Annotated in this window: 12 protein-coding genes; 7 read left to right on the top strand and 5 right to left on the bottom strand. The window is 63.3% G+C overall.

Annotated features, from left to right (window positions below):
- Positions 1 to 20: 20 nt before the first annotated feature.
- Positions 21 to 1463, bottom strand: a complete 1443-nt coding sequence (locus ABZ728_RS11225; protein ID WP_366656197.1) for a catalase — start codon at positions 1461 to 1463, stop codon at positions 21 to 23.
- Positions 1464 to 1666: 203 nt separating this feature from the next.
- Between ABZ728_RS11225 and ABZ728_RS11220 the strand changes: the two genes are divergently transcribed.
- The gene (locus tag ABZ728_RS11220; protein WP_366656196.1) at positions 1667 to 2704 is read left to right on the top strand and encodes a Gfo/Idh/MocA family oxidoreductase; all 1038 of its coding nucleotides are present in this window, start codon (positions 1667 to 1669) and stop codon (positions 2702 to 2704) included.
- Positions 2705 to 2716: 12 nt separating this feature from the next.
- Here the strand turns inward: ABZ728_RS11220 and ABZ728_RS11215 are convergent, their stop codons facing one another.
- The 3 genes from ABZ728_RS11215 to ABZ728_RS11205 form a co-directional block, all read right to left on the bottom strand.
- Positions 2717 to 3457 (bottom strand): ATP-binding cassette domain-containing protein, encoded by a 741-nt coding sequence (locus ABZ728_RS11215; RefSeq protein ID WP_366656195.1) that lies wholly within the window; start codon positions 3455 to 3457, stop codon positions 2717 to 2719.
- Positions 3458 to 3486: 29 nt separating this feature from the next.
- A complete protein-coding gene (locus ABZ728_RS11210; RefSeq protein WP_366656193.1) occupies positions 3487 to 4515 on the bottom strand; it encodes an ABC transporter permease in 1029 nt (342 codons plus the stop codon).
- 84 nt (positions 4516 to 4599) lie between these two features.
- A complete protein-coding gene (locus ABZ728_RS11205) occupies positions 4600 to 5562 on the bottom strand; it encodes a substrate-binding domain-containing protein (protein ID WP_366656192.1) in 963 nt (320 codons plus the stop codon).
- Between the two features lie 306 nt (positions 5563 to 5868).
- On the opposite strand from ABZ728_RS11205, the gene ABZ728_RS11200 reads away from it, so the two are divergent.
- The 6 genes from ABZ728_RS11200 to ABZ728_RS11175 all read left to right on the top strand — a co-directional run bounded on the left by ABZ728_RS11200 (position 5869) and on the right by ABZ728_RS11175 (position 12769).
- Positions 5869 to 6993, top strand: coding sequence for an Ldh family oxidoreductase (locus tag ABZ728_RS11200; RefSeq protein WP_366656191.1), 1125 nt, complete (start codon positions 5869 to 5871; stop codon positions 6991 to 6993).
- A 187-nt stretch (positions 6994 to 7180) separates the two neighbouring features.
- Positions 7181 to 7753, top strand: coding sequence for a hypothetical protein (locus ABZ728_RS11195; RefSeq protein WP_366656190.1), 573 nt, complete (start codon positions 7181 to 7183; stop codon positions 7751 to 7753).
- Positions 7754 to 7782: 29 nt separating this feature from the next.
- Positions 7783 to 8193, top strand: a complete 411-nt coding sequence (locus ABZ728_RS11190; protein WP_366656189.1) for a hypothetical protein — start codon at positions 7783 to 7785, stop codon at positions 8191 to 8193.
- Positions 8194 to 8432: 239 nt separating this feature from the next.
- On the top strand, positions 8433 to 9464 hold the full coding sequence (locus ABZ728_RS11185) for an ABC transporter substrate-binding protein (protein WP_366656188.1): 1032 nt from the start codon (positions 8433 to 8435) through the stop codon (positions 9462 to 9464).
- Positions 9465 to 9509: 45 nt separating this feature from the next.
- Positions 9510 to 11684, top strand: coding sequence for an iron ABC transporter permease (locus tag ABZ728_RS11180; protein ID WP_366656187.1), 2175 nt, complete (start codon positions 9510 to 9512; stop codon positions 11682 to 11684).
- Positions 11681 to 12769, top strand: coding sequence for an ABC transporter ATP-binding protein (locus ABZ728_RS11175; RefSeq protein WP_366656186.1), 1089 nt, complete (start codon positions 11681 to 11683; stop codon positions 12767 to 12769). Before ABZ728_RS11180 ends, ABZ728_RS11175 begins: the two co-directional genes overlap by 4 nt.
- Positions 12770 to 13189: 420 nt before the next feature.
- Here the strand turns inward: ABZ728_RS11175 and ABZ728_RS11170 are convergent, their stop codons facing one another.
- Positions 13190 to 14347, bottom strand: coding sequence for a Xaa-Pro peptidase family protein (locus ABZ728_RS11170; RefSeq protein ID WP_366656185.1), 1158 nt, complete (start codon positions 14345 to 14347; stop codon positions 13190 to 13192).
- Between the last annotated feature and the right edge of the window lie 36 nt (positions 14348 to 14383).

The following is a 14383-nucleotide window of genomic DNA, read 5'->3' as shown; positions in this document are numbered from 1 at the left end:
AGCGACCAGCGTTCAGGTCCTTACTTGCCCAGGGCGGCACGGACACCGGCGCCATATTCGGGATGGACCTGGTCGAACAGCTTGATCTGCCGTTCGGCGATTTCGTCCGGCACACCAGCCATGGCACCGGCGATGTTCGAGAACAGGCGCCGTCTCTGGCCGTCGTCGAACATGTTGAACAGCGCCCGCGGCTGGCCGAAATCGTCATTGCCTTCACGGTGATTGAAGCGGTCGGCGTCACCGGAAATCCGCAGCGGCGGCTCGGCAACAGTTGGGTCTTCAACCGGTCCGCCGAACGAGTTGGGCTCGTAATAGGCGTCGGGGTTGCCCTCGTGGTTGTCGAAGAACCGCATCGTGCCGTCCTTGTGATAGTGACGGGCCCCGGATTTCGGCGCGTTCACGGGCAGGGCCTCGTAATGCGTGCCCAGCCGGTAGCGGTGCGCATCGGCATAGGCGAATACACGGGCCTGCAGCATCTTGTCCGGCGAATAGCCGATGCCCGGCACGACGTTGGACGGCGAGAACGCGGCGTTCTCGATCTGGGTGAAATAATTGTCCGCGTTGCGGTTCAATTCCATTTCGCCGACTTCGATCAGCGGGAAGTCGCCGTGCGGCCAGACCTTGGTCAGGTCGAACGGGTTGAAGGGCTGCTTCTCGGCGTCCATCTCGGGCATGACCTGGATGAACATTTTCCACTTCGGATAGCCGCCGGCCTCGATCGCGCCGAACAGGGCCTCCTGATAGGTCTCCCGGCTCTTGCCGACGATCTCGACCGCTTCCTCGTTGGTGAAATGCTTGTGGCCCTGGACGGTCTTGAAATGGAACTTGACCCAGAACCGCTCGCCCCGGTCGTTCCACAGCGAGAAGGTGTGCGAGCCATAGCCGTTCATATGCATCGGCGTCTGAGGCAACCCGCGATCCGACATGAGGATCGTTACCTGATGGAGGCTTTCCGGCGACTGCGACCAGAAATCCCACATGGCGGTCGCCGACCGCATATTGGTGCGCGGGTGACGCTTTTGTGTGCGGATGAAGTCGGGGAACTTCATCGGATCGCGCACGAAGAAGACCGGCGTGTTGTTGCCGACCAGGTCCCAGTTGCCCTCTTCGGTATAGAATTTCAGCGCAAAACCGCGCACGTCCCGCTCGGCGTCGGCCGCGCCCAGTTCACCGGCAACGGTCGAGAATCGGGCGAGCATTGGCGTCTTCTTGCCGACATCGCCGAATATCCTGGCGCGCGTGTATTTGGTGATGTCGTTGGTCACGGTCAGAGTGCCGAAAGCGCCCCAGCCCTTGGCATGCACGACACGTTCGGGAATACGCTCGCGATTCTGGTGCGCCAGCTTTTCGATCAGCTGATAGTCCTGCAGCAGCACCGGGCCGCGTGCGCCTGCCGTGAGCGAATTCTGATTGTCGGGTACGGGCGCCCCTCCCGTCGTCGTCAGAGTCTTTCGGTCCGCCATGCATTCCTCCTTCCGAGTGTTGTCATCACCATAAGGGGCGACCCTAACTCTTCATGCCCCTTCGATCCAATCGATTGATTCAAGAAGTTTGATAGTTTTTTCCTATTGATCTGCGCGAGAGATGCGGCGAACCCATGAATGCCATGGCGCCCGGCGGTCCCGCCGTTTAGGCTCGGGGTGAGGCGGAACAGGGAAGCAAGCCGATGGCGACGACAGCCGACAACAGGGTTCTCCGGGGCGGCGTGATCGGCTGCGGATTTTTTGCGGCCAATCACTTGCACGGCTGGCACGATGTGGAGGGCGCTACCATTGTCGCGGTCTGCGACCGCGAGCGCGCCAGGGCGGTCGAAGCGGCCGGCCGATTCGGCGTACCGGCCGTCTATGACGATGCCAGCGCGATGTTCGAGGCAGAGTCGCTGGATTTCGTGGATATCGTCACCACGGTGGAAAGCCACCGGCCGTTGGTCGAACTGGCGTGCCGTTACCGGGTGCCGGCCATATGCCAGAAACCGCTGGCGCTCACGGCCGACGATGCCGCCGCCATGGTGGACGCCGCCACGGCGGCCGGTATCACGTTCATGGTTCACGAGAACTTCCGTTTCGAGCGGCCCTTGATGGCTGTCAGGGAGAAACTCGACGCCGGGGCGATCGGCCGGGCGCATTGGGGCCATATATCGTTTCGCCACGGCTATGACGTCTATGCCGGTCAGCCTTATCTGCTGAAGGAAAAACGCCTGGCCGTGATGGATGTTGGCGTCCATGTCCTCGATATCGCGCGGTATTATTTCGGCGAAGCGGTGCGGATCTATTGTGCCGCCCAGCGCATCGACCCCCGTGTGACCGGCGAGGACTGTGTGACCATGTTGTTGACCCACGAGAGCGGCGCGGTGTCCGTCGTGGATATTTCCTTTGCCACCCGGATCGATCCCGATCCGTTTCCGCAGACGCTGGTCCGGATCGAGGGCGCCGACGGCACGCTGGAACTGGACGGTCACTATCGGCTCAGCGACTCCGGACCGGGTCGGCGGCGGGTCGAGGACGTCGAGCCGCCCGGACCGAACTGGGCGACCCCGCCCTGGCATGTCGTCCAGGACAGCGTCATTGCCGCGCAGCAGCACTGGGTCAATTGCCTGAGCGCAGGGCAGGAGCCGGCGACATCCGGGCGCGACAACCTGAAGACGCTCAAGCTCGTATTCGCCGCCTACGAAAGCATAGAGACGGGCCGCGCCGTCGACCTGTGAGCGGGTTTGCCGTCAGGCGGTCTCGATCGCTCCGGTGATCAGGCCGGTGGCTTCTTCCGGTGACGTGCCGGCAACAGGTTTGTCGGCGACCTTCCGGCCCCGTCGCAGCACGACCAGCCGGTCGGCGACCGCAAACACGTCGGGCATGCGGTGACTGATCAACACGACGGTCACGCCGCTATCGCGCATGCGCTTGATCAGATCCAGAACCTGGGCCACCTGGCGAACGCTGATTGCCGCAGTCGGCTCGTCCATCAGCACGATCCGGGCCTGGGACAGCCGCGTTCGGGCAATGGCGACGGCCTGGCGCTGGCCGCCGGACATCATCCGGACCAGATCGCCAGGCCGCGTGTCGGACTGCAGCTCCGCGAACAGTTCGGACGATTTCCGTGCCATGCCGGCATAGTCCAGAACCTGAAACGGACCGATGCGGCGGCGCATCTCGCGCCCGAGAAAGACATTGTCGGCCGCCGTCAGGTTGTCGCACAGCGCCAGATCCTGGTGGACCACCTCGATGCCGTGGTTGCGGGCGTCCAGACTGTCGACAAACGTCACCGGAGCGCCGTCGAACCGGATCTCGCCGGAGGTCGGCTGAAAGTTGCCGGCGATGATCCGTACAAGCGTCGATTTGCCGGCACCATTGTCGCCCATCAGCCCGACGACGTCGCCCTGATCGAGGCTGAAGTCCAGGCTCTCCAGAGCGTGAATCGCCCCGAAAGACTTGGAAATGCCGGTCATCTCCAGCAAGGGCATGGCCGTCTCACTTTCACTCTACTATTGGGTTATTGGGCCAGGCGTCGCCGGGCGGCATATTGGTCGAACGCAACGGCGAGGACGATCAGAACCCCGATGATGATCTGCTGGACGAAGGACGAGACGTTCAGCAGCACCAGCCCGTTGGTCAGGACGCCGATCAGAAGCGCCCCGATCACGGTGCCGATGACCGTGCCGACGCCGCCGAACAGGCTGGTGCCGCCGATCACGACCGAGGCGATGACGGTCAGCTCCAGTGTCAGGCCGGCGACGGCCTCGGCGGAGTTCAGCCGGGCCGACAGCAGGAAACCCGCCAATCCGCAGAAAAAGCCGCTGATCACGTAAACGGTGAAAATGAGCCGCTGGGTGGGTACGCCGTTCAGAGCGGCGGCCTTTGGATTGCCGCCGGTGGCATAGATGTGTTTGCCGAACCGCGTATAGGTCAGCACCAGATGGGCGACAATGGCGGCGATTGCAAAGATGATGACGGGGATGGGAACGATGCCGATCCGGCCCTGCCCCCACCAGGTGTAGTCGGACTCGAAGCCGCTGATCGGTCCGCCGCCGGAAAACAGCAGCGCGGCGCCGCGAAATGCGGTCAGCCCGCCCAGCGTGACGACGAATGGCGGCACCTTCAGCCGTGTGACGGCGAGTCCCTGAAGCGCGCCGCCGGCGAGGCCGACGGCAATCGCGGCCGCCACGGCCAGATATACCGGATAACCGACATCGGCGGCCTGTCCGATGGCAAACCTGTCCTGAAATCCGCCCTTGGCCACATAGGCCCCGACCAACCCGCAGAACGCCATCAGTGAGCCGACCGAAAGATCGATGCCGGCGGTCAGGATGACGAAGGTCATACCAACGGCGATCAGCCCGGCGACGGAAACCTGGCGCAGGATATTGAACTGATTGAGCGGGCTGAGGAAACGCGGCTCCAGAATGGTAAATACCAGGATGAGCAAGAGTAGGAAGATCAGGGCCGCATACTTGGCGAGGAACTGGACCGGGTCCATACGTCCGGCCATTCCGGCGTCGATCTTCCGGCTTCGGTCTGTCATGAAAATGGGATCCCGGAGGTCGCGAGGGGGCACGCAGTGCGGGGGCGGCACGAACCGGTGCTCCGGTTCGTGCCCATTTCCGGGTTAGAGCTCGCCGAGCCGTTCGGCTTCGTCGATATTGTCGGCCGTGATGGCAATTGGCTCCAGCAGGATCAGGCTTTCCGGCTCCGTACCATCGCGAAGATAGTCGACCATTGCCTGCAGGGCCGTGCGGCTCTGACCGCCGGGGAACTGCTCGATCGTCGCGGCAAGCCCGCCGTCGCGGATGCTGCCGAGGGCTTCCGGCAGAGCATCGAAACCGATGATCGGGATGTCCAGTTCCATCTCCTGGACCGTGATCAGGGCGCCGAGCGCCATGTCGTCATTGGCGGCGACGATCACGTCGGGAGGCGTGTCGAGGCCGGCGAGGATGGACTCAGTAACCGATGCGCCTTCTTCGCGTGCGAAATTGGCGGTCTGTTCGGCGATGAATTCGTACTCATCGTGCTGGTCGAGGACGTTGTGGACACCCTGATTGCGGTCGATCGCCGGACTGGCGCCGGGCTGGCCCTGCAGATTGACGACACGCGCGCCGTCGGGGAAAAGTTCCATGATCAGGCGGCCCTGCGCCTCGCCGCCGAGCACGTTATCCGCGCCGACATGGGCAAGAATGTCATCGACACCCTCGACGCGGCGGTCGATCGTGATGATCGGAATTCCGGCTTCCGCGGCCTGAGACAGCGCCGGCGCCATGGCGACGGCGTCGCTGGGGCTGATGATAATACCGTCAACGTCCCGGACGATCGCCGCCTCGACATCGGCCGTTTGTTTGCTGGTCGAGTTCTGACCGTCGGTCTCGATCAGTTCGATGCCGCCGATCTCTTCGGCTTCACGGCGAAGTTCCGCCTGCATATGGACGAAGAACGGGAATTCGAGCGCGGGCATCGATGACGCGATGGTCAGATCCTGGGCCTGAGCGCTGCCGACGCCCATGAGGGCCCCTGCGGCAACCGATGCGGCGACCACGCCGGATGCGAAACAGGATCCAAAGCTTGTTTTCGACTTCATTTTTCCTCCCAACCGAGCCCGCAGGCTCCAATTCTTCAATGCCGGTAGCGCGGCAATCGCCCGAGGGCATTCTTCGGCCCTCGTCAAGTGAATAAACGCTATATTGCGGACGATAGTAGGTCAATGGGCGTTGAGTGCCACTAAAGAGCCGCCGGGCCACCTGAACGCTGCCGATTGACTCACCGACAGGGCGCTGTGGTATGACATGTTGACCGGTCAAATAGACAATTGCGGCCCGCTGGACGCTGGCGGCTGGGTCAGTAACGAATGCCGGAAAGTCGGCCGGACAAACGGGGAGATAAAGAGGTGGCAGACAGTCCGACAGGCGTTCAGGCGCAGTCAGATGCCGGTAGTGGTTACCCTCGCGTAGCCGGATATCTCCTCGCTGCGGATGCGGAACGCTTCCTGCGGGCATGTCTGAAAACCGTCGGGGCCGATGATCGGTCCGTCGACGACGCCTCGCGCTCGCTCGTCGGTGCGTCGCTCAGGGGAACGGACAGTCACGGCGTCAGACTGCTGCCTCACTACTGCAAGGCGTTGAGGGGAGGGCGCGTCCAGGGCGCGCCGAAAATGACGTTCCACCGGACGGCCGTGGCCGGCGGGCTGCTGGATGCGGGGCACGGTCTGGGCCACACCGCAACCTATCGTGCCGTCGATCATGCCGTCGGTATCGCGGAAGACAACGGCATCGGGGCCGTCGGGGTCACAAACTCCAGCCATTTCGGCGCTGCCGGCAGCTACGCGCTGGCCGCGGCCGAGGCAGGAATGATTGGCCTCGTGATCTGCAATTCCGACGCTTTCGTTCTGCCCCATAATGGTACCAAAGCGTTTCACGGCACCAATCCGATCGCCTTTGCCGCACCGGTCCCCGATGCACGGCCGTTTCTGCTCGACATGGCGACCAGCACGGTTCCCTGGAACCGGATCCAGCAATTTGCGGCATCGGGTCGGTCGCTGCCGCCGGGCGCGGCCGTCGATGCCGAGGCAAATGAGACCCTGGACCCCAAGGCAGCGGCAGGGCTTTTGCCGCTGGGCGGGCTGGCGTTCGGCCACAAGGGCAGCGGCCTTGCCGCCATGATCGACGTGATGTGCGCGCTGATGACCGGAATGCCGCACAGTGCACGACTGTTGCCGATGGGCGGCCCCGATATGGCGACGCCGAGGCAGGTAAGCCACTCGGTCATGGTCATGCGCCGGGACATGTTCATCGCCGCTGACGATTTCGACGCGGCCATGACTGCCTACAGGCGTGACATGAACGCCGTGCCGGCCGCCGACGCAGGGACGGTGCTGATGCCGGGACAAAAGGAGTGGCTGGCATTCGACGAACGCAGCCGTAGCGGCATACCGTTTACCGGCGATCAGGTTGCCGTGTTCGAGGCCCTGGCCGCCGAACTGGCGGTTCAGGCGCCAGCATTCTCGTCAACTTAAGGTTGAATTAATGTGACATAACTTCCCATTTGCGTGTATGATCCTTTGCGGTTGGGAGATTGGCCGTTCGATCGGTCAGGGGATTTCCGACGACAAAGGGGGGAGACACGTGAACGGTGCAAACGGACAATTCAGGGCCGACCCGCCCTTGTTCCTTTCGGCCAACGTCATAAACAGCGTAAGGCCGATGCAAATCGGAAACATGACGCAGGGCGACCGCCAGTTGCTGGCCAGCGCCAACCTGAACAAGTTCGGCTCCTTCGATCTCGTCTCGGCTGAAGTCGCCAACGGAAACCGGGTATTCGACCTGAAGCTGCTGAACGGATTGCCCACGCTGGATACGTCGATCGATGCGTATTGGTGCCCGTTCATTCAGGGCAATGTCACGCCCGGCTTTGTCGATGTGCCGCGTCTGAACCCGCCGCGCGGGTTCGTTTTGACGGCGGCGATGCAGGGCTGCGCGCTTGTCGTGACGTCATCGCCGCTCGGCGGGGCCTTCTTCCGCGTTTACCATCACCAGCATCCCGGCGATCAGGGCGTCTGGCAGCGAATTCACAACCACAATGTACAGGTCGATACCGTATTTGCCTTCGATGAATACGCCGATGCCAATGCCAACGCGCCGAACGCGTTCAATTTCCTGTTTTATCGCAACAGCCGGTGGATCATCGGCTCTCAGGCTCAGATACTGAACATGATGGGGCAAGCCGTCAGACGTCAGCCGGGATGGCCGATACAGGTCCTCGATGCTTTGCCATGATGACCGTGGCATGATAATTGAATCAGGATATGGCGAAAGGACAAGTCATGCTTGGTTCAGGATTGGCGCAACTTGCGGGACTGGCAGTGGCCGCAGCACTGGCGATGCCCGGTGCCGTTCCTTCCGCCGCCGCTGCCGCGTCCGATGATCAGGCGGCCGAGAACCGGCTGCGGGACTGTCAGTCATTCCTGGTCCAAGCGTTCGACGAAGGAATCGTCCGCGATGTCGGCACGCGTGACGGCACGGTCGGGGTCGTGGTCGACCGCGACGTGTGGAACGAGATGACACAGGCCGCCCGGATCGAACTGGCCGAGGCTGTCAATTGCTGGGTCTTTGCCGGTGACGACGGCAAAGACGACGCCCTTGTCGCTCATATCCAGTTTCTCGGTCACCGCGATTACGTCGTCCTCGCCGACTGGGGCCCGGGCGGACTGCGATGATCCGCGCCGATGGCGTCGACGTGGTCCCAATTGGGGATCGACAGGTGCGGCCGAATTCAGTTAGGCATTTATCGTCATAAGAATGTAACCTAACTGTCATAAAATGAATATCCGTGCCGCTTAAGGTCGGATCCTCATGCTTGCAGCTTCGGGCGCCGAGCCGATCGGTCGTTCTCGCCCTGAGTTGCAGACCATGAGATTCCGCTTTCCGGCTTCGGAAACAAAAGGGGAGGACTCTGATGAAACGTATCCAGCTTATTGCCGCAACGGCGCTCACTTCGGCCGTGGGATTTTCGGCTGCTCCGGCGCAGGCCGACAGCGGTAGTCTCGTGCTGTATTGCTCGCCCCAGGTCGAGTGGTGCGAAGCCATGGCCGCGGCATTCGAAGCCGAAACCGGGATCAGCGTCAGTTCGACGCGGCGCAGTTCCGGTGAGACCTATGCCCAGCTGCAGGCCGAGCGGGACAACCCCCAGGGCGATATCTGGTGGGGCGGGACCGGCGATCCGCATCTTCAGGCCGCGCAGGAAGGCCTGACCGAAGCCTATGATCCGCCCAATCCCGACGAACTGCAGGATTGGGCGCTGTCCCAGCATGAAGCCAGCGACGGCCGCACCATCGGCATTTATGCCGGTGCCCTGGGCTGGGGCTATAACACCCAGATATTCGAGCAGCGCGATCTGCCGCGTCCGGCGTGCTGGGAGGATCTGACCAACCCGGCATACGAGGGCGAGATCCAGATCGCCAGTCCGTTCTCGTCCGGCACGGCATACACCGCGCTGGCGACCCTGGTTCAGCTGATGGGCGAGGACGAGGCCTTCGAATATCTGACCGAACTCGATGCCAATGTCTCCGAATACACCCAGTCCGGCGCCGCGCCGGTCCGGGCGACGGGACGGGGTGAAGCCGGTATCGGCATCGTCTTCATGCATGATGCCATCGCCGAGGCCGCTGCCGGCCTGCCGGTGGAAGCCGTCGCCCCGTGCGAGGGCACCGGTTACGAGATCGGATCAATGTCGATCATCGCCGGCGGACCGAATCCCGACAACGCACGGGCCTGGTACGACTGGGCGCTGACGGCCGAGGCACAGAGCATCGCCGCGACCGTCGACGCCTTCCAGGTGCCGTCGAACATGAATGCCGAGGTCCCGCCCGAAGCGCCGGATCTGGAAGAGATCAAGTTGATCGACTACGACTTCGCGACCTATGGATCGACGGAAATGCGGGACCGGCTGCTCGAACGGTGGGACGACGAGATCGGCAGCCTGCGCTGATCGAAATCTCCGCCTCTCGTTACCCTCAAAGCGAGTAGCCGCTCGATGTTCAGAACCGTCGCCGTCTGGCTTGCCATTGCCGGCGCAGCCCTTCTTGCCGTGCCCTGGTATGCCGTCGGTGACGGCTTCTGGTCGAATTTCCGGATCCTCAATTTCGCCAGCCCGGAGGCCGCGCCGGCCCTGGTGCAGGCGGCGCTGCAGCCGGCGCCGTGGCTCTATGCCTTCCTGCTGCCGATCGGTATCGGCGCGGCCGCACTCTTTAGCTCCGGCCATGGTCTGGCGCGGTCCTGGCTGCTGGTCGTCGCGGGTGCCGGCGGGTTTATCTATCTCATCCTTCAGGCATTCCTGATACCGCAGCCGGCAATCTCGCTCGGCCCCGTCCTTGCCGGACTGTCATTCATCGTGCTGTTCGCCGCCGGCCTGGCCGCGCGCGGCGTGCTGCGCGGCGATGTCTTCGTCATCGGGTCGATCACGTTCGTTTCCGTCCTCGTTCTTCTGTTCATCGTTTATCCGATATCGCAGATCATCCTCACCGGCTTTGCGTACGAGGCTGGCCAGGCGCCTTGGCAGGGGTTCACCGATCGGGCCTTTACCAGTCGCAACTGGGGCCTGGAATGCGTCGTCGGTGACCGAAGCTGCGGTGTCGTCTGGAATTCCGTCTTTCTCGGTCTGCTGACCGGGCTGTCCTGCACCGTTCTGGGCTTTGCGTTTGCGCTGCTGGTAACCCGCACCGGGATGCCCAGCCAGAAACTGGTGCGCCTGCTGACCATCCTGCCGATCGTGACACCGCCCTTCGTGGTCGGGCTGGCACTGATCCTGCTCTTCGGGCGCGCCGGTACCATCACCGATCTGATGTGGCAATGGTTCGAGATCCCGCCCAGCCGGTGGTTCTATGGTCTGCCCGGCATGTGGTTCGCGCAGACACTGGCGTTCACGCCCATGGCCTTTCTCGTCATGGTTGGCGTCGTTCAGGGGCTCAGCCCGTCGATGGAGGAAGCCTCACGGACCCTGCGCGCCAGCCGGTGGCAGTGTTTTACCACGATCACGCTGCCGATGGCGCGGCCCGGTCTGGCCAATGCGTTCCTGCTCTGCTTTATCGAGAGCCTGGCCGATTTCGGCAATCCCATCGTGATCGGCGGCGGTTATCGGGTGCTGGCGACGGAAATATTCTTCGCGATCGCCGGCGCGCAATATTCGCCGCCGCGCGCCGGTGTGCTGGGCATTCTTCTGCTGACATTCACGCTGACGGCCTTCTGGCTGCAGAAATATTGGGTTGGGCGCCGATCCTATACTACCATGACCGGAAAAGGCGACGCCGGACGGCACCAGGGGCTGCCGCTGGGCGTCTCGATTGCCGTGTTTGCGGTCACGATTCCCTGGATGATCGTCACAATCACGATTTACGGGCTGATCATGTTCGGCGGATTCGTCGAGATCTGGGGCATCAATCATACCCTGACGCTTGGGCATTATGCCGAAATGTTCAGTGTCATCATTGCCGATCACGGGATCGTCTGGTCTGGCGGGGCATGGGGGTCGTTCTTCACCACGATCTGGATATCCCTGGCCGCGGCGCCGTTTACCGCCGGGATCGGCCTGCTGACCGCGTTCATCATCGCCCGGCAACGGTTCCCGGGCCGCGCGACCTTTGATTTCATGACAATGCTGAGTTTCGCGACGCCCGGAACGGTGATCGGCGTCAGCTACATCATGGCCTTTAACGTCCCGCCGATCGAGATCACGGGCACGGCCATGATCCTGATCATCTCGTTCCTGTCGCGGAATATGCCTGTCGGCATACGCGCCGGTGTGGCCGCGATGAGCCAGATCGACCGCAGCATCGACGAGGCGTCGATGACGCTGGGCGCCGGCACGCTGCAGACCATCCGCAACATTCTGTTGCCATTGCTGCGTCCGGCCATCGTGGCGGCGCTGGTCTACAGCTTCGTCAGTTCGGTCACGGCGGTCAGCGCGGTGGTGTTCCTGATCAGTCCCGACTATGGCTGGTCAACGGCCTATATCCTCAGCCGTATCGAAGGCGGCCACTACGGCGTCTCGATTGCCTATTCTTCGGCCATCATCGTGGTCCTGATCGTGGCGATCGTCATTATACAACTCGGCGTCGGCACCGCACGGCACGAACGCCGGAAACACCGCCGCGAGACCGCCGCCGCGGTCCCGGATGGCGCAGCTACCAGTTCGGTTGGAGCACAAGTATGACGAAGCCCGAAGGGCGCGCAGCCTCAGTTTCCTTTCAAGGCGTTTCGAAGATCTACGGATCGACCCGGGCGGTCGACCGGATCGATCTCAACGTCGAGGCGGGCTCGCTGGTCACGCTGCTCGGCCCTTCGGGTTGCGGCAAGACGACGACACTGCGCATGATCGCCGGGCTCGAACTGCCCGATGAAGGCGAGATCCGGATCGGCGACGTCCCGGTGACGCGCCTGACGGCGAGTGAACGCGACGTCTCGATGGTGTTCCAATCGTATGCCCTGTTCCCTCATATGACGGTCATGGAGAACGTTTCCTATGGGCTGCGCATGTCGCGAATGCCAAAAGCCAGGGCAGCGACGGCCGCCGCCGACGTGATGCGACTGGTCGGGCTGGAAGGCTATGACGACCGATTTCCCAACGAACTGTCCGGCGGTCAACAGCAACGCGTGGCCGTGGCCCGGGCGCTGGTGCTGGAGCCGCGTGTGCTGCTGTTCGATGAACCGCTGTCAAACCTCGATGCCAAGCTGCGGCGGCAGGTGCGCCAGGACATCCGCGATTTGCAGCGCCGGCTCGGCCTGACCGTCGTCTATGTGACCCACGATCAGGAAGAAGCGCTGGCCGTGTCGGACGAGATTATCGTCATGGATGCCGGCCGGATCGCGCAAAGCGGCAAGCCGGAAGACCTCTACCGCCGACCCGGCAGCCATTTTGTTGCGACTTTCATCGGTGACGCCAACATCGTCGAGGGATCGGTCGATCGACCGGACGGCGATTCCGACCCGGCAATCCTCTGGCTGGGCGGTACGGCGTTCCCGATCCTGCCCACCGACACCAGATCGGGCGAGGCGCAGATTGCGCTGCGGCCCGAGGCCATCGCCGTGTCCAGCGAGGCGACGGACGGCCCGTCGCTGCCCGGCCGGGTCCGGACGCGCGCCTATCTGGGCCCCAAGATCGAGTATCTGGTGGAAACGGATGTCGGCGATCTGCTGGTCTTCGACAATGGTGCCGCCACGGTCGCCTTCGAAGGTGACACGGTCTGGCTGACACCCCAGGCCCATGGCATCTCGGTTCTGCCCAAAGAAGCCAAATAGGCGCGCCTGACAGGCAGCCGCGTTAACGCTGGATCAGATCGACCCTGCCGCCACCCCTGATCGACCCCGCCTTGAGCGGGAACCTCGTGCAGCAACTCTCGATCGCGACACACGAACCGGGTGCATCCGGATCGGGGCCCCTGATCGGTGTCCTACGGTATTCACACATCGAGATCGTAAATGGTGATTTCCACACCCTGATCGTCCCGTGCGCGGCGCGGCCACGAAGTGACGCGCTGCCGACCCGGGACCTCGTGCAGCAACTTCCCCACGTAGACACACGAGCCGGGCTCATCCGGCTCGGGATCCCCGATCATGTATGGACGGCCCCGTTGCAAGTCGGGGACGATCAGGGTGGGGGCAAGAAGCTCAACCTGATCATCAACGCCGCCACCCTCCCGCCTGACCGGGAACCCGGCGTTATCGCTGGATCAGATCGAGCGTGGTCGTCGACAGCGGTTCGGCGCCTGAGGCCGTGATCAGGCTGGTGCGGCCGAGGCTCATGGCCAGACCCTTGTCGCTGTCGAAAACGATGATGTGCACGAAGAACGCCATGCCCGGCTGCAGTTGGACCGGGTTGGCGTGATAGAGCATCGGCCAGTCCATCCAGTTGGGGGCAAAGGTCGTGCCCTGGCCATAGCCGCACGCGTTCATCCGGTGCGCCTGATAGCCGGCGGCATCCAGCACCCGGGTGTGAGCGTCGAAGGCATCGCCGGCGGTGTTTCCGGGAGACAGTGCGGCTTCGACCGCCAGCAGCGCGTCGCGTGCGGCGGCGTGCATCGCAATCTGTTCCGGCGGCGGTGAGCCGATGATGACCGTGTTCATCATGGCGGCGTGGTAGTGGCGAAACACGCCGGCCCATTCCAGCGTGAGCTGGTCGTTGGTGTCCAGATGGCGGCGGCCGCTGTGATAGCGGCACATCAGCGCTTCGGGCCCGGAGCCGATGATGAACTCATTCGCCGGGTCGTCGCCGTCGCCGCGATAGATCGCACCGTGCATCGCCGCCAGAATGTCGCCTTCGAAGGCCCCGGCGCGGGTCTCGTCCAGCCCTGCGGCGAACGCGGCATCGGAAAGGGCGGCCGCCCGGCGCAGGCAGGCGATTTCAGCAGGGCTTTTGACCAGACGCAGCCGGCTGACCAGTTCCGACGCATCGCTCAGATAAGCCCGGCTGTCGAACGCCGCCTCCAGCCTCTTGGCGTTCCGGCCGGTCAGACCATAGGCCTCGTACTCCACGCCCAGTTTCGGCCTGCTTTGGCCAGGCAGATACTCCGCCACGATGCTGGCGAGGGCGCCGGCGGGGTCGGCGTCGGGGCCGTCGATCCAGATGCGGATATCGTCGACGCACGAGGTCAACCGCGCCTGAAGCCGGTCGGGCGCGCGTGTCAGCAGCACCATCCGGCCATCGGCGGTCAGAAGCAGGCACTGGAAATAGACATAGCCAAACGTGTCGTAGCCGGACAGCCAATAGTGGGACTCCTGGCGGAACACCAGCAGGCCGTCCAGCCCCTCACGGATCAGGGCGCCGGTGGCCAGGTGCTGCCGGCTTTCGAATTCTTCTGTCGTGAAGTGAAGCGCCATGTCGAATGCTCGTGCTGTGTGCGGGCGATGTCGGGT

The sequence above is a fragment of the Fodinicurvata sp. EGI_FJ10296 genome (assembly GCF_040712075.1).
GTDB lineage: Bacteria > Pseudomonadota > Alphaproteobacteria > DSM-16000 > Inquilinaceae > JBFCVL01.
This window is presented reverse-complemented; position numbering and strand designations above follow the sequence as displayed.